Below are 22049 nucleotides of genomic sequence, written 5' to 3' on the forward strand. Positions count from 1 at the left end.
TGCCGTCCATTCGCATGAAGAGAGCACCGTGGCCGCCGACAAGATCGACACCATCGTCAGCCTGAGCAAGCGCCGTGGCTTCGTTTTCCCTTGTAGTGAGATCTACGGCGGTCAGAAGGCCGCCTGGGACTACGGACCGCTGGGTGTCGAGCTCAAGGAGAACCTGAAGCGCCAGTGGTGGCGTTACATGGTGACGTCCCGTGAGGACGTGGTCGGTCTCGACTCGTCCGTGATCCTGGCCCCCGAGGTCTGGGTCGCCTCCGGTCACGTGGCCACCTTCACGGACCCGCTGACCGAGTGCACCTCCTGCCACAAGCGGTTCCGCGCGGACCACCTGGAGGAGGCCTACGAGGCCAAGAAGGGGCACGCCCCGGAGAACGGCCTCCTCGACGTCAACTGCCCCAACTGCGGCAACAAGGGCCAGTTCACCGAGCCCAAGCAGTTCTCGGGTCTGCTCTCCACCCACCTCGGCCCGACCCAGGACTCCGGCTCCGTCGCCTACCTGCGTCCCGAGACCGCGCAGGGAATCTTCACCAACTTCGCCCAGGTGCAGGTCGCTTCGCGCAAGAAGCCGCCGTTCGGCATCGCGCAGATGGGCAAGTCCTTCCGCAACGAGATCACGCCCGGCAACTTCATCTTCCGCACCCGCGAGTTCGAGCAGATGGAGATGGAGTTCTTCGTCAAGCCGGGCGAGGACGAGAAGTGGCAGGAGTACTGGATGGAGCAGCGCTGGAACTGGTACACCGGCCTCGGTCTCCGCGAGGAGAACATGCGCTGGTACGACCACCCGGCCGAGAAGCTCTCCCACTACTCCAAGCGCACCGCGGACATCGAGTACCGCTTCCAGTTCGGCGGCAACGAGTGGGGTGAGCTGGAGGGCGTGGCCAACCGCACCGACTACGACCTCACCGCCCACTCCAAGGCCTCCGGCCAGGACCTCCACTTCTACGACCAGGAGGCCGGCGAGCGCTGGACGCCGTACGTCATCGAGCCCGCCGCCGGTGTCGGCCGCGCGATGCTGGCGTTCCTGCTCGACGCCTACGTCGAGGACGAGGCCCCCAACGCCAAGGGCAAGCTGGAGAAGCGCACGGTGCTGCGCCTCGACCACCGCCTCGCCCCGGTGAAGGTCGCGGTGCTCCCGCTGTCCCGCAACGCCGAGCTGTCCCCGAAGGCCAAGGGCCTCGCCCAGGCGCTGCGCCAGCACTGGAACATCGAGTTCGACGACGCCGGCGCGATCGGCCGCCGCTACCGTCGCCAGGACGAGATCGGTACGCCGTACTGCGTGACGGTCGACTTCGACACCCTCGAGGACAACGCGGTCACCGTCCGCGAGCGCGACTCCATGAAGCAGGAGCGGGTCTCCCTCGACCAGATCGAGGGCTACCTGGCCGGGCGTCTCGTCGGCTGCTAGGTCGTCGGCTGTCAGGTCTCGTGGCTGTGCGGTCCGCCGGCTGTGAGCTCCGGCGGCGGTCGGTGCGTCGGCTGAGCGGTCCGGTGGCGGTCGGTGCGTCGGCTGAGCGGTCCGGCGGCGGTCGGTGTGTCGGCTGTGCGGTCCGGCGGGCGGTCGGTGCGTCGTCGTCTGCGGACGCGTCGTGGCCGCTCGCGCAGTTTCCCGCGCCCCCAACGGGGCGCGCCCAGGGTGGCCTTGGTGAGTGGCCCCCGATACAGGTCTCGCTGTGGACCTGTATCGGGGGCCGTTCCATGTCCAGGCCGGCCCCATGAGCCTCGCCTTCCTCCGGTCCGCGGGCCGCGTGATCGTCCGGGGGTGCTGATCAACCTCCCCGGGTGACGGCGAGCATGCATGACGAATGACAGCTGACAGATATTGAAATCTGTCAGCTGTCATGTCAGGGTGGCGGTATGACGATGCGAACCCGAACCCTCGGAACCACCGGCCCCCAGGTCTCCGCCCTCGGTCTCGGCTGCATGGGCATGTCCGGCATGTACGGCGAGACCGACCGGGCCGAGTCGATCGCCACCATCCACGCCGCCCTGGAGGCAGGCGTCACCCTGCTGGACACCGGCGACTTCTACGGCATGGGCCACAACGAACTGCTGATCAGCGAGGCACTGCGCACCGCTCCCGCCGACCTGCGCGAGAACGCGCTGCTCAGCGTGAAGTTCGGCGCCCTGCGCGACCCGGACGGCGGCTGGGCCGGCTTCGACGGCCGCCCCGACGCCGTGAAGAACTTCGCCGCGTACTCCCTCCAGCGCCTCGGCGTCGACCACATCGACGTCTACCGCCCCTCCCGGCTCGACCCGCAGGTGCCGATCGAGGAGACCGTCGGCGCGATCGCCGAACTGGTCGAGAAGGGCTGGGTCCGGCACATCGGGCTCAGCGAGGTCGGCGCCGACACCATTCGCCGGGCCGCCGCCACCGCCCCGATCTGCGACCTCCAGATCGAGTACGCGCTCATCTCCCGGAGCCCCGAGCGGGAGATCCTGCCCACCCTGCGCGAGCTGGGCATCTCCGTCACCGCGTACGGAGTGCTCTCGCGCGGGCTGATCTCCGGCCACCTCACCGCCGACCGCCAGCTCGCCGCGAACGACTTCCGTGCCCACTCGCCCCGCTTCCAGGGCGAGAACCTCCAGCACAACCTCACGCTGGTCGAGTCCCTGCGCAAGATCGCCGAACAGAAGGGCGTCACCGTCGCACAGATCGCCATCGCCTGGGTGGCCTCCCGGGGCGACGACATCGTCCCGCTGATCGGCGCGAAGACCCGGGGACGGCTCGGCGAGGCCCTCGGAGCCCTGGACGTGACCCTGGACGCCGCCGACCTCGCCGCCATCGAGGACGCCGTACCGGCGGACGCGGCGGCCGGTGAGCGGTACCCGGCGCCGCTGATGGCCATGCTGGACAGCGAGCGATGACCACCGTGACAGGTACCGTCTAGGCATGCCCCCGACCATCGAGACCCTGACCGCCGAGCGCATCCTCGAAGCCACCGAGGAGGTGCTGCGCCGCCACGGCCCGGCCAAGGCCACCGTGGTCGACGTGGCCCGCGCGCTCGGCGTCAGCCACGGCAGCGTCTACCGGCACTTCCGAACGAAGGCGGCGCTGCGCGAGGCGGTGACGAAGCGGTGGCTGGACCGGACGACGGGCGTGCTGGCCGCGATCGCCGACGCCGACCGCGACCCGGAGGCCAGGGTGCGGGACTGGCTCGCCGCGCTCTTCGAGGCGAAGCGCCGCAAGGCGGGCGACGATCCCGAGCTGTTCGCCACGTACACCGTGCTGGCCGGTGAGAACGTCGAGGTGGTCGTCGAGCACCTCGCCGAGCTCACCGGCCAGTTGACCCGCATCGTCCGGGACGGCACCGACGCGGGCGTCTTCACCGTCACCGCCCCGGCCACCACGGCCCTGGCCGTCTTCCAGGCCACCGGCCGCTTCCACGACCCCTGTTACGCCCGGGAGTGGGAACTGCCGGGCGCGGAAGAGGAGTTCACGGCGCTGGTGGACCTGCTGGTGCGGGGCCTCAAGGCCTGACCGCCGCTACGTCCGTGCCGGGTCCACCGTCGCCTGGTGGGCCTGCGCCAGGTGTTCCTCCGCCTTCAGCCAGGGCAGGAACTGGGCCGCCCTGCGCCAGCCGCAGGTGTCGCATCTGATCGTGCGCTGCGCGCCCTTGCGCTGCACCTGGACGACGTGCTCGCGGCCGTGCTGGTCCCACCGGCTCACCTTGCTCGTGCTGGTCTGCACCATGACGCCTCGCCTCCGACGAGGAGTGTGCTGCAAGACCAACATCAACAGGAGCACCTTCACCGTGAGTTGGTCGAATCGTGAGCAGGCTCAGTCGATGACCCGAGGCAGCCGCAGGCTCAGCAGCCCCGTCAGCGCCACCCCCGCCAACTGCACGAGCAGCGTCGTGACCAGGGCGTCCCGCATGCCCATGCCCGGCACCAGGGCGAGGAAGAGGCTGCCCAGCGTGGCGACGCCGAGGGCCAGGGCGGCCTGCTGGGTGGTGACCATCACGCCGCTGCCCACACCGGCCCGCGCGGGCGGCACCTCGGACAGCACGATCCGGAAGACCACGGGCAGTTGGAGGGCCTGTCCGACCCCGGCGATCGCGCCGCCGGGCAGCAGGGGGAGCAGACCGAGGTCCGGCCAGGAGGAGCGGGCGGCCAGGATCATCAGGCCCAGGCCGGCCCCCTGGATCAGCGCGCCCGCGGTCACCACCCGGGTGCCGAAGCGGGAGATCAGCCGCGGCCCGGCGATCGACGTGCACAGGAACGTCACCGCCAGCGGGACCAGCGCGATCCCCGCCTGGACGGGGCTGCGGCCCGCCCCCTCCTGGAGGGCCACCGCGATCACGAACATGAACCCGGCGAAGCCCATCGAGAAGGGCAGGATCAGCAGCAGACCGCGGCGCAGCGACACCAGCTGGAACAGGCTCGGGGGCACGAGAGGCGTACGGCCCGAGCGGTCCGCCCCGCGCTCCACCGCGAAGAACGCCGCCGCCAGGAACGGGGCCGCCGCCAGCGACAGCCACGTCCACAGCGGCCAGCCCGCCGCCCGGCCCTCGGTGAGCGGGGCCAGCAGCGCCAGCAGGGTCGCCGCCAGCAGGACCGTGCCCGGGCCGTCCACCGGCTCGGGGCGCGGGGAGCGGGTCTCCGGGACCGTACGGGCCGCGAGGACCAGGCCGACCAGCACGACCGGGACGTTCACCAGGAACGCCGCTCGCCAGCTCGTGCCCGCGATGTCGGCCGCCACCAGGACACCGCCGAGGATCTGGCCCGCCACCATGGCGAGGCCGGCCGTCGCGCCGTACAGGCCCATCGCCCGCGCCCGGCGGGGGCCGGCCGTGGCCGACTGGATGGTGGCGAGGACCTGCGGCAGCATCGCGGCCGACGCGGCGCCCTGCGCGACCCGCGCGGCCACCAGGGTCCACGCGGTCGGCGCGAGCCCGCACGCCAGCGAGGTCACCCCGAAGGCCAGCATGCCGCCCAGGAACAGCCGGCGCCGCCCGAAGAGATCGCCGAGCCGGCCGCCGAGGACCAGGAGGACGGCGTACGCCAGCCCGTAACCCGCCACGACGAGTTCGAGGACCGACTCGCCGGCGGAGAGGTCGGTGCCGATGGTGGGCAGGGCGACGTTGACGATGAAGAAGTCGATGAGGGGGAGTGCCGCGGCGAGCAGCACGGTGAACAGTCCGAGGCCGCCCAGTTCGGGCGGGGCGGCGGCGCGGACGGGGCGCGGAATCGTGGTTTCGGTCGTCACGTCCTTGAGCCTGCGCCCGCTCCCAGACGGGTACCAGAGTCTTCTTATCCTGGTAGAAGAACCACCTGGCAACAGGGTCCCGGTGCGGGCAGGCTGGAGGCATGACGACGATGGCCCAGGAGACAGCCGTACCGGTGACCGCGCCCGTGTCCGCCTCGGCGATCCGGCGCCATGAACTCGCCGCCTTCCTGCGGCACCGCCGCGAGCACATCGCCCCCGAGCAGGTCGGGCTGCCCCGCGGCCGCAGGCGCCGCACCCCGGGACTGCGCCGGGAGGAGGTCGCCCAGCTCTCCGCGGTCGGCGTCACCTGGTACACCTGGCTGGAGCAGGGCCGTGACATCCAGGTCTCCGTGCAGGTCCTGGACGCCCTCGCCCGCGCGCTGCTGCTGGACCCGAGCGAGCGCTCGCACCTCTTCCAGCTCGCCGGCGCGATCGACCCGACACCGGCCACCGTCTGCCCGTCGGTCACCCCCGCCATCCGGCAGGTGCTCGAACAACTGGAACCGGTCCCGGCCTGTGTGCAGAACAGCCGCTACGACATCCTCGCCTACAACCGCACCTACGGCCTGCTGCTGTGCGACCTGGACGCGGTGCCGCCCGAGGACCGCAACGGCATGATCCTCTCCTACACCAACGAGGACTGGCGCTCCTCGATCGTCAACCTGCCCGAGGCGCAGCGCCTGATGGCCGCCCGCTTCCGCGCCGTCATGGCCGGCCATCTCGCCGAGCCCGGCTGGAAGATGCTCCTGAAGCGGCTGCGTTCCGAGTCCCCGGAGTTCCGCGAGGTCTGGGACCGGCACGAGGTCATCGAACAACGGGGCCGCCGCAAGGAGTTCGTGAACCGCTACGTCGGCCACGTCTCCGTCGACCACACCGACCTCTGGCTCGGCCCCGAGGCGGGCCCCCGCGTGGTGATCTACGCCCCCGCCGACGAGGAGACCCGCCGCCGGCTGGAGAAGCTGCACGCGATCGCCCTGGAGAGGGTGCCGGGCGCGGGGGCGTGAGCGAGGTCGCAACCGCCTTCTCCTGCGGCGGGCTGATCGAGGCCGCACGGGAGCGTTCGCATGACCACACCCACCCCCACCACCCCCTGAACCCGGCTGTACCTCCTCGTCCTGGGTGCCTTCGCGCTCGGCCTCGACGCCTGCGTCATGGCCGGTCTGCTGCCCAAGGTCGCCGCCGAGCATCCCGACCCGCACGTCCGGTACCTCCCCCTCACCGGTGCACCGCCCGCGGTCCTGCACTACGTCTGTCCGCGCATCAACCGTTCCTGTGGACTGAGCGGGAGTGAGTCCGCTCAGCCGCGCGCCCCGAACGGTCTTGGGCGAGCTGGTCCCCGGCGTACTCGACCCCGGGGCGGCGACACGCATCCAGTGCGTGGTCCGGGCCCGGGAGGCCAGTTCCCTGTGCGACCTGGCCAGGTGGGTACGGCCAGAGGCGACGGGGAGGCCCTGAACCATCACTCCGGTGGAGCAGGGGCCCCGCACGCTGACGCCATACCCGGTGTCCCAGGTCGCACAACCACGCTAACCCAAACGGCCCAGGGCGCCGCAAGCCTAGAAGTCGATCCTCACACGATCGAGCTAATTCGCCGTTGTGCGCACTGCTTGCCGAGCAGCTACCAACCCCCACCCTCACGCGGAGAACCCCGCCGAGACGTCGCGGGACGCGGAGCGGCCGGTGCTCCAGAGCGCCTGACCTGTCGACGCCGGTGGGGATGACCCTCCGAAGTGCGGGAACTCGGGCGGTCCGGAAGTGAAAGACCCCCCACAGGCGAGGCGAGCCATGGCCGAGCAGAAGGCGTCGCAGCAGACAGCACAGTCACAGTCACCGTCACCGTCGTCGGCGCAGGGGCTTCCGCAGCCGCTGCGGGCCGCCGTGTCGGTGCTCGGGAAGGTGCCCGGGGCCGGGACTGTGGGCCGGGTGGCCGAGGGGGCGCTGGACCGGGTCGGGGCGGTGTCCCCGCGCGGCCGACGGCTCGCGGTGTACGCCGGGGCCGGGGTGCTCGGCGTCGCGGGCATCGTGGAGTGGCCCGTCGCGGTCACCGGCGCGGCGGTGGCGTGGCTGACCCAGCCGAGGCCGGGGGAGCGGGAGGAGCCGGGGGACGCGGGCCGGCCCACGCCCCGGGTGCTGGCGTCGTCGCACGGCACACCGGGCTCCGTGTCCCACCAGGCGTCCGGGGCGCCTTCCTCCGCGTCGCCCCGTACGCCCTCCGACAAGCTCCCTCCGCACGAGACGGCGTCGCCGTCCGGCCCAGGCGGCCCCGGGGGCTCCACCACAGGCCGTACCCGAACCGGCGACTGAGGACGGACGATGAACCGAGGACTCACGACGACCGCCGCGGGTCTCGTCCTGGCCGGCCCCCGCCTGCTCGCCCGGGGCGCGCCCGCCGCGGTCGGGGTGGCCGCGGGAGCGGTGGCCGGGACGGCCCGGGCCGGCGTACGCACCGCGGACTTCGCGGCCCGCACCACGAGGGCCGCCCGAGCGGCCCTGCCGGGAGCACCCCGGCACTGGCGGGCGGACCGGCGGGTCCATCTGCCGCTGCGCGCCGAGACGGACCAGGGGGCCCGGACCGGACACCGCGCCCGCACCGGACACCGCGCCCGCCGCCTCGCCGCAGCCCTCGCCGAGCACCCCGACATCGCGCTGGCCTACTGGGACCAGGGCCTCGGGCGCCTCGTCGTGACCGCCGTGGAAGGAGTGGCCACCGAGCGCGTCGAGAAGCGGGTCTCGGTGCTCGCCGAACGGTACGGGCTGGTGGCGGACGACCAGGACGACCACGACGTCGAGGAGCTCGCCCACCCCGGTGACCCCGGCTCCGTACGGACCGCCGCCCTGGCGCTGGCCGCCGACGCCGCCGGGGTCGTCGCCGCGGTGACCGGCTCCGCGCTGCGGCTGCCCGCCTCCCCGCGGCCGGTGACGGCGGTGACGATGCTGCTGCGGGAGAACCCCCGCGTCCGGGGCTGGCTGCGCGCGCGGCTCGGCAGCGCACGCACCGACGTGGTGCTGGCCGCCGTCAACGCCGCCGTGCACGGCGCCGGCCAGAGCCCCACCTCCCTGCTCCTCGACGGAACCCTGCGCTCCTGCCAGCTGGTGGAGGCCCTCGTACGGACGGCCGCCTTCGAAGCCGTCCACGACGACGTGTGCGTCCCGGACCGGGAGAGCGTGCCCGCCGACCTCGGCCTGCGCCCGCCCCCGCGTCCCTCGCCCGCCCAGGAGTACGCCGGTCACGCCTCGGCCGGCAGCATCGCGGGCGCCGTCGCCGCGCTGCTCGTCAAACACGACGTGACCGACGCCGCGGAGGCGGTCCTGTCAGGCTCCCCGAAGGCCGCGCGGTACGGCCCCGCAGCCTTCCACGCCGTCCTGAGCGCGACCCTGTCCCGCTCCGGAGTCCTGGTGCGGGACCCGGACCGGCTGCGGCAGCTGGAGACCGTCGGAACCGTCCTCCTGCACCCCAGCGCCCTGCGCACCCCGGGCGCGGGCGCCGACGCCTGGGCCGAGCCCGTGCTGGACGCGGCCCGGCGCGCCGGACTCCGGGTCGTCGTCCTCGACGACCCCGCCCTGGCCGACTTCACCGGCCTCGCCGACCAAGTCGTGGACGCGGGAAGGCCGTTGGGGGACATCGTCGACCGACTCCGCACCGACGAAGCCGGTGTTCTCACCGTCGCCCGCCCCCAGGACGCCGACACCGTCGCCGGACTCCTGCGCGGTGACGTGGCCGTCTCCCTCACCGACGGCGGCTGCGCGGTCGCCTGGGGTGCCGATGTCCTCGCCCCGCACGGACTCCCGGACGTCTGGCGGCTGTTGACGGCCGTACCGGCGGCCCGCGCGGTCGGCGGCCGCTCCCAGACCCTGGCCCGCTCGGGCGCCGCCCTGTCCGGACTCCTCGTCGCCGTCGGCGAGTCGGGCCGCGGCCGACGCCGTACGCCCCTCCCCGGCCTGCGGCACGCACCCGTCGACGCGGCCGCGGCCGCCGCCCTGTTCACCGGGACCCGCGCAGCCCTCCGGGTGGCCGCCGCGAGCCTCCCGCACCCGCGTCCCCGGGTGGCCTGGCACGCCCTGGACCCGGACGACGTACGCGACCGCCTCGAACAGGAGGCGCCCCCGGAGCCCACGCTCGTCGAGCAGACGACCGCACGGGTGCGCACCGCCGCCGACGCCGTCGTACGGCTGCCCGTGCTGGCCCCCGCCAGGTGGTCGGCGCAGCTCGCCCGGGCCGTGCGCGGGGAGCTGGACGACCCGCTCACCCCCGTCCTCGCGGTCGGCTCCGCCGCGTCCGCGATCCTCGGGTCCGCGATGGACGCCCTGCTGGTGGTCGGCGCCCTCGACCTGAACGCCCTCGTCGGCGGCCTCCAGCGGCTGCGCGCCGAGCGGGCCCTGTCCGGGCTGCTCGCCCAGCAGAAGCAGAAGGCCCGGGTCGCGGAGGAGGACGACGCGGAACCGCACGTGGTCGACGCCGCCAGGCTGAGCCCCGGTGACGTCATCGAGCTCACCCTGGACGACGTGGTGCCCGCCGACGCCCGGCTGCTGTGGGAGGACGGTCTGGAGGTCGACGAGTCCGCGCTGACCGGCGAGTCCCTCCCGGTCGGCAAGTCCACCGACCCGAGCCCGCGCGCCCCCGTCGCCGAACGGCACTGCATGGTCTTCGAGGGGACGACCGTGGTCGCCGGAAACGCCCGCGCGGTCGTCGTGGACACCGGCGAGCGCACCGAGTCCGCCCGGGCCGTCGCGCTCGCCGCCCGCACCCCGGCGGCCGGTGGAGTCCAGGCCCGGCTCCAGGAACTCACCCGCAAGGCACTGCCGTTGACGATGGCGGGCGGCGCCGCCGTCACCGGGCTCGCCCTGGTGCGCGGCACCCCCCTGCGGCAGGCGGTCAGCGGCGGGGTCGCGGTCGCGGTGGCCGCCGTACCGGAAGGGCTGCCGCTGGTGGCCACGGTCGCGCAGCTCGCGGCCGCCCGCCGGCTCAGCGCGCACGGCGTCCTGGTCCGCGCCCCGCGCACCCTGGAAGCCCTGGGCCGCATGGACACCATCTGCTTCGACAAGACCGGCACCCTCACCGAGAACCGGCTGCGCCTGGTCCGGGTCACCGACGCGCACGGCACCGTCCACACCCCCGACAGGCCCGACGCGGACGGCCCGCTGCGGATCGCGGCCCGCGCCTGCCCCCAGCTCGACGGCGACTCCGGGCAGCGCCCGGCCCACGCCACCGACGAGGCCGTCCTGGACGCGGCCGCCCCCGACGAGGAGTGGACCCAGCTGGAGGGCCTGCCCTTCGAGGCGGGCCGCGGTTACGCCGCCGCCGTCGGGCACGAGGGCGACGAGTCCCCCCTCCTGGTGCTGAAGGGCGCCCCGGAGACCGTGCTGCCCGCGTGCGCGGACCTCCCCGCCGACGCCTCCGAACGCGCCCACTCCCTGGCGGCCGACGGCCTGCGCGTCCTGGCGGTGGCCCGCCGTCGCCTCGACGGCGACGGGAAGGCCGTACTCGAAGAGCCGTTGCGGGACCTGGAGTTCGTGGGCCTGCTGGCCCTCGCCGACGTGGCCCGGGAGACCTCCCCGGACCTCGTGCGCGGGCTGCGTGAGGCGGGCGTACGGCCCGTCGTGCTGACCGGCGACCACCCGCAGACCGCCCACGCCATCGCCACCGACCTCGGCTGGCCCGAGGACGCCACGATCGTCACCGGCGACGAACTGGCCGCCGCCGACCGCTCGGCCCGCTCCCGGATGCTGCGCGACGCCGACGTCGTGGCCCGGGTCGCGCCCGAGCAGAAACTCCAGGTCGTCGAGGCACTCAGGGACGCGGGCCGGGTCGTCGGCATGGTCGGCGACGGCGCCAACGACGCGGCCGCCATCCGCGCGGCCGACATCGGCGTCGGCATCAACGCCCGCGGCTCGGCCGCCGCCCGCAACGCCGCCGACCTCGTCCTCACCGGCGACGACCTCACCGTCCTCATCGAGGCCGTGCGCGAGGGCCGCGCCCTGTGGCACAGCGTCGCCGACGCCATCGCCATCCTGATCGGCGGCAACGCGGGCGAGGTGGGCTTCGGAATCCTCGGCACCCTCCTGTCGGGCGCCGCGCCCCTGTCCACCCGCCAGATGCTCCTGGTCAACCTCTTCACCGACCTGTTCCCGGCGATGGCGGTGGCGGTCACGCCGACGGAGAAACCGACGGAGGACGACGAGCCCTCGGTGGACACGGTCCTCGGCACCGCCCTGACCGACCAGATCCGCGACCGCGCCCTCACCACCTGCCTGGGCGCCACGGCGGCCTGGCTGATCGGCCGCTTCACCCCGGGCACGGCCCGCCGCTCGACCACGATGGCGCTGTGCGCGGTGGTGGGCACGCAGCTGGCCCAGACGCTGGCGGACCGCCGGGAGAGCCCGCTGGTCCGCTTCACGTCCCTGGGCTCGGCGGTCGCGCTGTTCGCGGTGGTGGAGATCCCGGGCGTGAGCCAGCTGTTCGGCTGCACACCGCTGGGTCCTCTGGCCTGGGCGGGGGTGGCGGCGGCGATCGCGCTGGCGCTGGCGGGTCAGAAATTTCTGCCTGCCGTGGAGCGAACGGTACTGAAGGGACTGAGGTCGAGCTGACCCACCAGGGGCGCGGGGAACTGCGCGGCAAACCCCCACCGGCGGTCTGCCGAAAAACTACGCGCTGACCCCCGCCGCCTCGCGCACCTCGGCAGACTCCAGCCGCTCAGCCGTCCGCTCAGCAGTCCGCCGCGCCCAGGCCCCACTCGTCAGGGCTCCCAGCACCAGCACCGCGAACCCGCACCCGGCCAGAATCCACCACCCCGGCACCGCGGCGGACACGAACCTCTCCTGGTACGAGGACGACCCCACCCCCGAGGCCAGCACCGCCCCGATCACCGCGACCCCGAGCGTCTGTCCGAGCTGACGGCTGGTGGAGGCGACGGCCGCCGCGACCCCGGCCTGGGCCCGGGGCATACCCGACACCGCCGTGTTCGTGATCGGCGCGTTGACCAGCCCGAACCCGATGCCGAACAGTACGTACCCGAGGAGCAGCGTCCCGTCCGACGTCTCCGCGTCGAACGCGGCGAACAGCACCCCGCTGGCGGTGATCATGACTCCCGCCGCGATCAACGGCAGCCGCGGCCCCCGGCTCCCCACCAGCCGCCCGGCGAGCGGCGCGCACAGGAACATCGGCACCGCCATCGGCAGCATCCACAGGCCGGCGTGCAGTGCGTCGAGCCCGCGCACGTTCTGCAGGTACAGCGTCGACAGGAACAGGAAGCCGCCGAGACCCGCGAACGAGCTGATCGCGATCACCGTGGCCCCGCTGAAGGGCGCGGACCGGAAGAAGCGCAGGTCGATGAGGGGTTCGTCGCGCCGGGGCTCGTACCAGAGGAGACCGGCGAGCGCGACGAGGGCCACGACGGCGAAGGGCAGGACGTACGAGAACCCCGAGGCCGGCGCCTCGATGATCGCGTACGTCAGCGAACCGAACAGCGCGATCACCAGGAGCTGCCCGACCGGGTCGGGGCGGCGGGCCTTGGGCGCCCGGGACTCGGGGACGTACCGCAGGGTGAGCAGCAGGGCCGCGAGGCCGACCGGGAGGTTGACCCAGAAGATCGAGCGCCAGCCGACCGAGTCCACGAGCACCCCGCCGACCAGCGGCCCGGCCGCCATGGAGATGCCGACGACCGCACCCCACACCCCGATCGCCCGCGCCCGCTCGCGCGGGTCCGTGAACGTGTTGGTGATGATCGACATCGCGACCGGGTTGAGCATCGAACCGCCGACCGCCTGCACCATCCGGAACGCGATCAGCGCCTCCAGGTTCGGCGCGGCGGAACACAGCGCGGAGCCGATCGTGAAGACGACCAGGCCCGCCATGAAGACCCGCTTGCGGCCGATCCGGTCGGCGGTGGAGCCGGCCAGCATCAGCAGGGAGGCGAGGACCAGGGTGTACGCGTCGATCGTCCACTGGAGACCCGCCGTGCTCGCGTCCAGGCCCCGCTGCATGGCGGGAAGGGCGACGTTGAGGGCGGTGGTGTCGAGGCTCACGATCAGGAGGCTCATACAGCAGATCGCGAGGACCAGCATGCGTCGGCGATGACTGAGCTCGGGCATGCGCTTCATCGTACGCCGATTTCGATAGTGCGTCTAACTAATGGTCGGTACATGATCGATGCACGGGCACTCCGGGGCGTGCGTGACAATGGGGGAATGTCCACGACCGCGCTCACCGAGAACACGTCCCTGCGGATCGGTCCGCACACCGTTCAGCCGCCTGTCGTCCTGGCTCCCATGGCCGGGATCACCAACGCGCCCTTCCGCACCCTGTGCCGGGAGTTCAGCGGGGGCAAGGGGCTGTTCGTCAGCGAGATGATCACCACCCGGGCGCTGGTCGAGCGCAACGAGAAGACCATGCAGCTGATCCGCTTCGACGAGAGCGAGAAGCCCCGGTCGATCCAGCTGTACGGCGTCGACCCCGCCACCGTCGGCAAGGCCGTCCGCATGATCGCGGAGGAGGGCCTCGCCGACCACATCGACCTCAACTTCGGGTGCCCGGTGCCGAAGGTGACGCGCAAGGGCGGCGGGTCCGCGCTGCCGTTCAAGCGGCCGCTGCTCCGGGCGATCCTGCGGGAGGCCGTGAGCGGGGCGGGGGACCTGCCGGTCACGATGAAGATGCGCAAGGGGATCGACGACGATCACATCACGTACCTGGACGCGGGGCGGATCGCGGTCGAGGAGGGGGTCACCTCCATCGCGCTGCACGGCCGCACCGCCGCCCAGCACTACGGCGGTACGGCGGACTGGGAGGCGATCGCGCGTCTGAAGGAGCACGTGCCGGAGATTCCCGTGCTGGGCAACGGCGACATCTGGTCGGCGCAGGACGCGCTGCGGATGGTGCGGGAGACCGGGTGCGACGGGGTGGTCGTCGGGCGGGGGTGCCTGGGGCGGCCGTGGCTGTTCGCGGATCTGGTGGCGGCGTTCGAGGGGCGTACCGGTGACATCGCGCGGCCTTCGTTGCGTGAGGTGGCCGACGTCATGGTGCGGCACGCCACGCTGCTCGGTGAGTGGATCGGGGACGAGTCCCGCGGGGTGATCGACTTCCGCAAGCACGTGGCCTGGTACCTCAAGGGCTTCGCCGTCGGCAGCGAGATGCGCAGGCGGCTCGCTGTCACGTCGTCGTTGGCGGAGCTGCGGTCGGGGCTGGACGAGTTGGACCTGGATCAGCCGTGGCCGGCGGGGGCGGATGGGCCGCGGGGGCGGACGTCGGGGAACAACCGGGTGGTGCTGCCGGATGGGTGGCTGAAGGATCCGTACGACTGTGCGGCGGGGGTTGGGGAGGATGCGGAGTTGGATACGTCCGGGGGTTGAGGTTGGGTGCGGGTTCGGTGGGGGCGGGCGTTTTTGCGCAGTTCCCCGCGCCCCTGAGATGCCTGCGGCGCAGCTGCGGCCCCGGTGGGGGCGTGTGTAGCGCGTGCGGTGGGTTGTGGGTCGGGGCCGGGGTGGGGGGTATCCGTCCTCGGTCCGGCGGCTCGGTCTCTTGAGATGTCCTGGATAACGGACGCCGGCCGCTGCGGGCGGACACCCCCCACCCCGTCCCCTTCCCGCCGTACGCGGCCAACGGCCAGCGGTCCATTCCGGCGCAGGCCCACTGCAACCCCCTAGGGGCGCGGGGAACTGCGCGACAAGCCCCCACCAACCCGCACCCGCCCGACCACCGCACCCGGCACCCCCCTAGGCGCCCCGCCCAAGCCCAGCGCAGCGGCCCCGCGGGGAACTGCGCGACCAGCCACAATGCACCCGCAGCCTCACCCTTTCGACGGATGCGGAGTCGACCCGTACGCCGTCAGGAACCGGTCCCGGAAGGAGCTCATCTTCCAGACCGGGGCGTTGTGGGCCGGCTTCAGGCCGTCCGTCCAGTTCCAGGAGTCGATCTTGTCGAGTACCTTCGGGTCCTTGGCGACGATCGAGATCGGTACGTCACGGCTGGCGTTCTCCCCGCTGACCCGGGCGATCGGCTGGTGGTCGCCGAGGAAGACGAGGACCGTGTCCTTACTGCCGTAGCGCTCCAGCCACTGGGTGAGTGCGGTCACCGAGTACGAGATGGACTTGCCGTACTCCTGCTTGGAGCGGGTGGGGTCGGCGATGATGTCGGAGGCTTTGTTGCCGGCCCTCTGGATGGGCTTGAAGACCGAGCCGTCGCCGAGGTCGTCCCAGTCGACCATCTTCGGGATCGGCGCCCACGGCTGGTGGCTGGAGGTCAGGATGATCTCGGACATCAGCGGCTTGTCGCGCTTCTTGCCGTGGACCTGGCGCTGGTAGGCCTCCAGGGCGTACTGGTCGGGCATCGTCGACCAGCTGAACTTGGGTCCGTGGTAGCCGAGTTGGAAGGCGTTGTAGACCTTGTCGAGGCCGTAGTACGTCTGTTCCGGCCAGCCCTTCTGGACGCCCGGCATCACCCCGACCGTGTCCCAGTCGCCGGTCTTCTTGAAGGCCTTGGTGAGGCTGAGGTGGTCGCTGGCCATGACCGTGCGGTAGCGCTGCTGGTTGTCGATCCAGAGGCCGGACAACGTGGTCGAGTGGCCGAGCCAGCTGCTGCCGCCGTACGTCGCCGAGGTCAGCCAGCCGCTCTTCGCGTGGAAGCCCGCCTTCGCGAGGGCCGCGGTGCTCGTGCCGAGGGTCTTGTCGACGCCGGGCGCGATGCCCGGGTCCTCGATCGCGCTGCGGCCGTAGCTCTCGATGAAGGTGAAGATCATGTCCTTGCCGCGCAGGTCGGGCACCAGCTGGGGGCCCGGCGTGTTGCCGAAGGCGTCGGCCTTGGCGATCTTCTGGAACTCCGCCTCGTCCCGCACGGTGTACACCACCCGCTTGGCCTGGAGCGCGGTGAGCGCGGCGGTGTGCTCGGAGGCCAGCGGGATGCCGAAGAGCTGGAGGCCGAGGGCGGAACAGGTGACCCAGACGGTGGCGGCGACGAGGGTGCCGCGGGTGGCGGTCCGGCGGTCCAGGACCAGCAGGCCGCTCAGCCGGACCATCGCCAGCGTCATGACGGCCAGCAGCAGGAGCACGAGGGCGATCGCGCCTGCCACCGCGCCGATCGCCACCGCCGTGCCCATCGAGTCCGCCACGTACGACTGCGCGTCGTCGAGCAGCCCCCAGTCGAGGACGGGGTTGAAGGGCCGCCCGAGGTAGTCGTTGAACCCCATGTCGAGCAGGTTCAGGATCGTCATCACCCCGAGCCCCACGCCGGACACCACGGCCACCACCAGGCGCGGCCGACGCGGCAGCGCGAGCGTCACGGCCGCCCCGAGGATCGCCTCGGCCGGAATCCGCACGAACGCCCGCGGGTGCAGATAGGGGACCTTGTTGGGCAGGAGCAGGGCGCCGAGGACGAGCAGGGCGGCGAGGATGTTCAAAGCCCACCGTGTGGTGCGCACGGCGGTGGGGTGCGCGTCCCGCCAGGACGGTTTCCCGGCCGGCGGACCGTCCGCACCCGTCGCCTCGGCCTCGGGTGACGTGCTCTCAGCAAGGGTCTCGGACACCCGAGGGTCCTTCCGTACGGGTCCTGGGAGAAGGCGGATCCGATATGGGGTCTCGGATCCGCCACATTCCCGTACGGAGGGCTCAGCGCCCCAGTTCACCGGTCAGAGCAAACACCCGGCCAACGCTTGGTCAACGGTGAGGTTCCTCGGTCAGGCGCCACCCACCGCCGTCAGCAACGCGAGCGGTGCCGCGGCGGACCGGGACTCCCGCACACACGCGTGCGGGTACGGCACCGGCTCGCCGTGCGACTCCCGCCCGTACCCGGCGAGGACCTCCGGCAGCCGGTGCCCGGTCGCCGTCGCCGCGTCCACCAGGCCGTGCGCCACCGCCCGCGCCTCGTCGTGCAGCCCGTAGCGGGCGAGACCGAGGGTGATCAGCGCGTTGTCGTGCGGCCACACCGAGCCCCGGTGATACGACAGCGGGTGGTACGCCGCCTGTCCGGCCGCCAGGGTCCGCACCCCCCACCCGGAGAAGAAGTCCGGCTCCAGCAGGCGCCGGCCCACCAGCTCCCCGTACTCCTTGTCGAGCAGTCCGGACCACAGCAGATGTCCGGCGTCGGAGGCCAGCGCGTCGACCTGGCGGCCCTCCCCGTCCAGCGCGAGGGCCGGGAAGGAGCGGTCCGGCATCCAGAAGTCCCGCTGGAAACGGTCCCGCAGATCGGCCGCGGCCTGTTCGAGGAGGGCCCCGTAGGTCTCGTCCTTCCACACCGTGCGGGCGACCCACGCGGTCCGGCGCAGCGCGTCGTACGCGTAGCCCTGGGCGCCCGCCGCCGTCACCGGGCCGCTCGCGCGGGTTCCGTCGGCGCCGCAGATCGCGCCGGGGGAGTCCTTCCAGTTCTGGTTGGCGAGGCCGCCCTGGTCGGAGCGGTAGACGAGGTAGCCGCGCGAGGTCAGTCCGCCGTGGTCCAGCATCCAGCCGATCGCCGCGCGGGCGTGGGACTCCAGGCGCCGGGCGAGCGAGACGTCCCCGGTGTGTTCCACGTACGCGCCGAGCAGGACGAGGAAGAGGGGGGTCGCGTCGACCGAGCCGTAGTAGCGGCCGTACGGCACCTGCTCGAAGTGCGCGAGCTCGCCGTGCCGTACCTCGTGGACGATCTTGCCGGGCTGGGCCACGGAGGCCGCGCCGGTCTCGGTGGCCTGGGTCGCGGCGAGCGCGGGGAGGGTCGCGGCGGCCAGCTGGGGGCGGTACGGGAGGGCGAAGAGCGAGGTGAGGAGGGCGTCCCGGCCGAGGAGGGTCAGGAACCAGGGGGCCCCGGCGGCCGGGACGCGCAGTTCCTCGCCGTCCGGGCCGGTCGCCGGGACCTGGAGCGAGGCCAGGTCGGCGAGACCGCGGGCGCAGGCGGCGGCCAGTTCCGGCCAGCCGGTCGGGAAGGCGACGCCCTCCACGAACTCACCCTCCATCGCGAGGAGTTCGCGGTTGAGGGCGGCGGGGGAGCTCGGTACCCGGCGGGCCCGCTTGTCGCCGTGCGGGCGGGCCAGCACACGCAGGGTCAGCTCGGCCGTGCCGTGCGGCTCCAGGTCGAGGGTCCACACCAGGCGCCTGGCTCCGGTGCCGGTCTCCTCGACGGCGTCCGGGGCGGGCTCGGCCGTCACCGTCGTGCTCGAACGCCATTCGCGGCGCTGGTAGCCGAACTCCACGCCGTCGTCGAGGACTTCGCGGGTGCGGGTCGCGCCGGTCTTCGGGTAGGTGCGGTAGTCGGAGCGCAGTTCGAACTGGTCGGTGAAGTCGGCGTCCGCGGTGACCGCGAGCCGGACCGTCGTCGGTGCCGGGCGGTTGCTGGTGACGCGGAGCGATTCGACGAACGAGCCTTCCCCCACCGCCTGTTCGCGGAAGAGGGTGTGGGCGGGCGGCTCCTGGCGGCCGCCTCGCGGGACGAGGACACAGCGCGCGGTGTCCCCGTCGGCCACCGGCGACAGGGCTTCCGGCACCGCGCCGTCCACCGTGAGCTGCCAGCGGCTCAGATGCCGGGCGTCGCGGACGAACAGCCCGTCCGGGGTGCTGCCGCCGCCCCGTACGCCGCTGATGTCGCCGCCGTCACCCACGGCGGCGAACGTCCCGCCGTGCACGAGCAGATGATGCCGGTCCGTCATCGCCGGTTCCCTCCCTTGAGTCCCATGTCCGCCGTGACTGTGGTGCCGTGTGTGGCCGTGGTGTCGCTGTGCAGCAGGTCGAGCGCGAGCGCGGCGGTCCAGCTGAAGCCGGTCGCCCCGCAGGCCTCGCCGGTGTACGGGTCGACGTACTCCGCGAAGCCGGTCGCCTCGGCGAGTTCGAGCACCGACTCCCGCAGCGCGTCGGCGTGTTGGTGCTCGGCGTGGGTGCGCAGGCCGCGCTCCAGCAGCCAGGCCGTGTTGAACCAGGCCGGTCCGCGCCAGTAGCGGTGCGGGTCGAATGCCTCGCCGAGCAGGTCGTAGCTGGGCAGGAGGCGGGTGGTGGTGCCGAGCCCGAAGTGGGGGCCGGAGGCGGTGCGCAGGAGCGCCGCGACGATCTCCCGCGGGAGGCCGGGGAGCAGCAGCGGGATCAGGCCGGAGACGGTGCGCTCGGGGATCAGGGCACCACGGGGGGCCGGGGCGGGACCGCGGGGGTCACGGTGGTCCGCCTCGGTCGCGTGCGGGTTCTGGCGGTCCGGGGTGGTCTCGTGCGGGCCTTGGTGGTCCGCTTCGGTGCCGAGGGGGTTCCAGCCGTCCGAAGTGGTGCCGAGCGGACCCCTCCGATACGCCTCGGCCCCGAACGGGTCCCGGCCGTCCGAGACGGTGCCGCGCGGGTCCCGGTGGTCCGACGCGGTCCCGCGCAGGTCTCGGTGGTCCGAGGCGGCGGCGCGCGGGTCCCGGTCGTCCGACGCGGCGACGCGCGGGTCCCGGTGGTCCGACGCGGTCCCGCGCAGGTCTCGGTGGTCCGAGGCGGTGCCGCGCGGGTCCCGATCGTCCGACGCGGCGCCGCGCAGATCGCGGCCGTCCGAAGCGGTCCCGTGCAGATCCCGGCACAGGAACATCCCGCTCGCCGGGTCCCACAGCCGCTCCACCAGCGCCGCCGTCAGCCGCTCCGCGCGCGCGTGGCGGGCCGTGCCGGGTGCGCCCAGTTCGGCGGCGATCCGGGCGAGGGCGTGCTCGGAGGCGATGAGCAGGGCGTTGAACGCGGGGTCCTCGACGGCGAACTCGCCGGTGCCGTCGGCATACCCCGCGTCCCGGTACTCCGTCGCCAGCCGCACGTACCGCCCGTAGTCCAGATCCGTCGGCCGGTCCTCGGCGGCTCCGTGGTCGAGGTCGGCGCGGCGGAAGGAGCGGGCCGGGGCCGGGGTGACCCGGGAGAGCGGGAGGTCCCAGGCCGGGCTGTTGTCCATACCCTGTTCCCAGGGGTGCACGACGGACGCGAGGCCGCCGCCGCCCAGGTCCCGGCGGTGCAGGAGATAGCGGTGCCAGGCGGCGAGGCGGGGGTACACCCGGGTGAGGAAGCCGCGCGCGCGGGACAGGCCCGGGTCGGCGCAGTGGACCAGCCATGCCGCCAGGGCGTGGACCGGTGGCTGCACGATGCCGGACGTCTGTACGGTGCGCGGGGCGCCCGCGCCCTGCCCCGCGGTCGAGGACCGCCAGAAGTCGGGGCTCGGGAAGTACGCGTCGAGCGGTACGGAGGGGTTGAACACGATGTGCGGGACGCGCCCGTCGCCCCACTGGGCCGCCAGCAGGGTCTCCAGCTCCGTCTGCGCCCGCAGCGGGGAGAGGTGGCGCAGGCCGATCGCGATGAACGCGGAGTCCCAGGACCACTGGTGCGGGTACAGGCCGCGCGAGGGCACCGTGGAGGCGCCGGTCCAGTTGCGCTCCAGCACCCTCGCCGCCCCGACGTGCAGGGGATGGGGCGAGCCCGGCGGATCGTATGCGATCGAACGCTCCGCGGAAGGGGTGATGAGCTGGGCAGTGCGATCCACTCGGGGCTCCCCGAAAGACGTGTGGCTGACCGGTTCGGTCAGGGCTACCGTAGGGTTACGTCTATTTAACACGCAAAACTCAATATGTAATGCAGAGTTGAGAAACACAAGGGGGTGCGCATGGCTGGACGGAGTCAGACCGGCGCCGGAGATCTGCTCGAACTGGTCCGCAGCGGGCGAGCCGTCACGCGCGGGGCGCTCCAGCAGGCCACCGGACTGTCCCGGGCGACCGTCGGCCAGCGCCTCGACCGGCTCTTCCGCGCGGGCTGGCTGCGCGAGGGCGCCGGGGGCCCCGTCGACTCCCCGCTGGGCGGCCGCCCCTCCATCACCCTGGAGTTCGACGACGCCCACGCGGTCGTCCTCGCCGCCGACCTGGAGACCCGGCACGCGCGCGCGTGCGTGCTGTCCCTGGCCGGCGAGATCCTCGCCGAGCACAGCGGCACCCTGGTGATCGAGGACGGCCCGGACGCGGTCCTCGGTGACCTGGGCCACTGGTTCGCGGAGCTGCTGGAGAAGGCGGGGCACCGGGCGGAGGAGGTCTGCGGGATCGGGCTCGCGGTGCCCGGACCGGTCGACCTGGAGAGCGGCCGGGTCATCCAGCCGCCGATCATGCCCGGCTGGGACGGCTACGACATACGGGGCCGCCTCGCCAGGGCCTTCACCGAGCACACCGGCGCCGGACCGGTCCCCGTGCTCGTCGACAACGACGCCAACCTCATGGCGTACGGCGAACAGCGCACCGCGTATCCCGACTGCTCGGCGTTCGTGCTGGTCAAGGTCTCGACCGGCATCGGGGCCGGGGTCGTGGTCGACGGCTCGGTCTACCGGGGCGTCGACGGCGGCGCGGGCGACCTGGGCCACATCCGGGTGCCGGCCGGCGCGGAGGCGCTGTGCCGCTGCGGGTCCTACGGCTGTCTCGCCGCCGTCGCGAGCGGCGGTGCCGTGGCCCGTCGGCTGGCGGCGGCCGGGGTTCCGGCGTCCTCGGGCTCGGACGTGCGGGATCTGCTCGCGTCCGGGCACCCCGAGGCGGCGGCGCTCGCCCGCGACGCCGGGCGCCAGGTCGGGGACGTCCTGGCGACCGTCGTGACCCTGCTGAACCCCGGGGTCCTGATGATCGCCGGAGATCTGGCCGGAACTCCCTTCCTCACCGGCGTCCGGGAACTGCTGTACCAGCGGGCCCTGCCGCGCTCCACCGCCCGCCTGGAGGTCGTGACCTCACGGCTGGGGGAGCGGGCCGGGCTGGTCGGGGCCGGTGCGCTGGTCGTGGAGCATCTGTACGCGCCCGAGCGGGTCGAGGAGCGGTTGCTGGCCATGGGCGTGTGAGGGGCGTGTGAGGCGTCCGCATGGTGAAATCCGGGCCGCTGTGGCAGCGTGATTCTCGCCACGCTTGATAAGGGCCGAGCTCAG

The 22049-nt window shown here is 73.0% G+C and carries 14 protein-coding genes; 8 read left to right on the forward strand and 6 right to left on the reverse strand.

All coding sequences use genetic code 11. The annotated features are described in order from the left end of the window. The first annotated feature begins 28 nt into the window (after window positions 1–28). The 3 genes from ACFYZ8_RS02970 to ACFYZ8_RS02980 all read left to right on the forward strand — a co-directional run bounded on the left by ACFYZ8_RS02970 (window position 29) and on the right by ACFYZ8_RS02980 (window position 3484). On the forward strand, window positions 29–1411 hold the full coding sequence (locus ACFYZ8_RS02970) for a glycine--tRNA ligase (RefSeq protein ID WP_359037311.1): 1383 nt from the start codon (window positions 29–31) through the stop codon (window positions 1409–1411). A gap of 449 nt (window positions 1412–1860) precedes the next feature. After that, window positions 1861–2871 (forward strand): aldo/keto reductase, encoded by a 1011-nt coding sequence (locus tag ACFYZ8_RS02975; protein WP_359037309.1) that lies wholly within the window; start codon window positions 1861–1863, stop codon window positions 2869–2871. 25 nt (window positions 2872–2896) lie between these two features. Further along, window positions 2897–3484, forward strand: a complete 588-nt coding sequence (locus ACFYZ8_RS02980; RefSeq protein WP_359037307.1) for a TetR family transcriptional regulator — start codon at window positions 2897–2899, stop codon at window positions 3482–3484. 6 nt (window positions 3485–3490) lie between these two features. Here the strand turns inward: ACFYZ8_RS02980 and ACFYZ8_RS02985 are convergent, their stop codons facing one another. Both ACFYZ8_RS02985 and ACFYZ8_RS02990 read right to left on the reverse strand, forming a co-directional pair. Further along, window positions 3491–3697, reverse strand: a complete 207-nt coding sequence (locus tag ACFYZ8_RS02985) for a hypothetical protein (protein ID WP_359037305.1) — start codon at window positions 3695–3697, stop codon at window positions 3491–3493. 87 nt (window positions 3698–3784) lie between these two features. After that, on the reverse strand, window positions 3785–5212 hold the full coding sequence (locus ACFYZ8_RS02990; protein WP_388536841.1) for an MFS transporter: 1428 nt from the start codon (window positions 5210–5212) through the stop codon (window positions 3785–3787). Window positions 5213–5313: 101 nt separating this feature from the next. Here ACFYZ8_RS02990 and ACFYZ8_RS02995 point away from each other — a divergent pair, with 101 nt between their 5' ends. From ACFYZ8_RS02995 to ACFYZ8_RS03005, 3 genes are all read left to right on the forward strand, one after another. Next, complete coding sequence (locus ACFYZ8_RS02995; RefSeq protein WP_359037301.1) at window positions 5314–6216, forward strand: helix-turn-helix domain-containing protein; 903 nt, start codon at window positions 5314–5316, stop codon at window positions 6214–6216. A gap of 781 nt (window positions 6217–6997) precedes the next feature. Then, window positions 6998–7516, forward strand: coding sequence for a hypothetical protein (locus ACFYZ8_RS03000; RefSeq protein ID WP_388536843.1), 519 nt, complete (start codon window positions 6998–7000; stop codon window positions 7514–7516). Between the two features lie 9 nt (window positions 7517–7525). Beyond that, window positions 7526–11797 carry an HAD-IC family P-type ATPase gene (locus ACFYZ8_RS03005; RefSeq protein ID WP_388536845.1) on the forward strand — a complete coding sequence of 1424 codons (4272 nt, stop codon included), beginning with the start codon at window positions 7526–7528 and terminating at the stop codon, window positions 11795–11797. Between the two features lie 57 nt (window positions 11798–11854). On the opposite strand, the gene ACFYZ8_RS03010 is transcribed toward ACFYZ8_RS03005, so the two are convergent. After that, a complete protein-coding gene (locus ACFYZ8_RS03010) occupies window positions 11855–13300 on the reverse strand; it encodes an MFS transporter (RefSeq protein WP_359037295.1) in 1446 nt (481 codons plus the stop codon). Between the two features lie 96 nt (window positions 13301–13396). Here ACFYZ8_RS03010 and dusB point away from each other — a divergent pair, with 96 nt between their 5' ends. Continuing rightward, the gene (dusB, locus tag ACFYZ8_RS03015) at window positions 13397–14554 is read left to right on the forward strand and encodes a tRNA dihydrouridine synthase DusB (RefSeq protein WP_388536846.1); all 1158 of its coding nucleotides are present in this window, start codon (window positions 13397–13399) and stop codon (window positions 14552–14554) included. Window positions 14555–14991: 437 nt separating this feature from the next. Here dusB and ACFYZ8_RS03020 read toward each other — a convergent pair whose 3' ends face one another. From ACFYZ8_RS03020 to ACFYZ8_RS03030, 3 genes are all read right to left on the reverse strand, one after another. Then, window positions 14992–16722: a CDP-alcohol phosphatidyltransferase gene (locus ACFYZ8_RS03020; RefSeq protein ID WP_359038368.1), complete on the reverse strand. Its 1731-nt coding sequence runs from the start codon at window positions 16720–16722 to the stop codon at window positions 14992–14994. Window positions 16723–16872: 150 nt separating this feature from the next. Next, entirely contained in the window at window positions 16873–18813 is a 1941-nt protein-coding gene (locus ACFYZ8_RS03025) for a glycogen debranching N-terminal domain-containing protein (RefSeq protein WP_388538701.1), read from the reverse strand. Beyond that, window positions 18810–20642 carry a hypothetical protein gene (locus tag ACFYZ8_RS03030; RefSeq protein ID WP_388538699.1) on the reverse strand — a complete coding sequence of 611 codons (1833 nt, stop codon included), beginning with the start codon at window positions 20640–20642 and terminating at the stop codon, window positions 18810–18812. Before ACFYZ8_RS03030 ends, ACFYZ8_RS03025 begins: the two co-directional genes overlap by 4 nt. A gap of 120 nt (window positions 20643–20762) precedes the next feature. Here ACFYZ8_RS03030 and ACFYZ8_RS03035 point away from each other — a divergent pair, with 120 nt between their 5' ends. Further along, on the forward strand, window positions 20763–21965 hold the full coding sequence (locus ACFYZ8_RS03035) for an ROK family protein (protein WP_388538698.1): 1203 nt from the start codon (window positions 20763–20765) through the stop codon (window positions 21963–21965). Window positions 21966–22049 lie beyond the last annotated feature (84 nt).

It is taken from the genome of Streptomyces sp. NPDC001668, assembly GCF_042893155.1.
In the GTDB taxonomy this organism is placed as follows: Bacteria; Actinomycetota; Actinomycetes; order Streptomycetales; family Streptomycetaceae; genus Streptomyces.

Coding starts and splice junctions, on each gene's coding strand:
- ACFYZ8_RS03035 (WP_388538698.1), top strand. CDS start 20,763: ATGGCTGGACGGAGTCAGACCGGCGCCGGAGATCTGCTCGAACTGGTC.
- ACFYZ8_RS02985 (WP_359037305.1), bottom strand. CDS start 3,697: ATGGTGCAGACCAGCACGAGCAAGGTGAGCCGGTGGGACCAGCACGGC.
- ACFYZ8_RS02975 (WP_359037309.1), top strand. CDS start 1,861: ATGACGATGCGAACCCGAACCCTCGGAACCACCGGCCCCCAGGTCTCC.
- ACFYZ8_RS03000 (WP_388536843.1), top strand. CDS start 6,998: ATGGCCGAGCAGAAGGCGTCGCAGCAGACAGCACAGTCACAGTCACCG.
- ACFYZ8_RS03005 (WP_388536845.1), top strand. CDS start 7,526: ATGAACCGAGGACTCACGACGACCGCCGCGGGTCTCGTCCTGGCCGGC.
- ACFYZ8_RS03010 (WP_359037295.1), bottom strand. CDS start 13,300: ATGCCCGAGCTCAGTCATCGCCGACGCATGCTGGTCCTCGCGATCTGC.
- ACFYZ8_RS03025 (WP_388538701.1), bottom strand. CDS start 18,813: ATGACGGACCGGCATCATCTGCTCGTGCACGGCGGGACGTTCGCCGCC.
- dusB (WP_388536846.1), top strand. CDS start 13,397: ATGTCCACGACCGCGCTCACCGAGAACACGTCCCTGCGGATCGGTCCG.
- ACFYZ8_RS02995 (WP_359037301.1), top strand. CDS start 5,314: ATGACGACGATGGCCCAGGAGACAGCCGTACCGGTGACCGCGCCCGTG.
- ACFYZ8_RS02980 (WP_359037307.1), top strand. CDS start 2,897: ATGCCCCCGACCATCGAGACCCTGACCGCCGAGCGCATCCTCGAAGCC.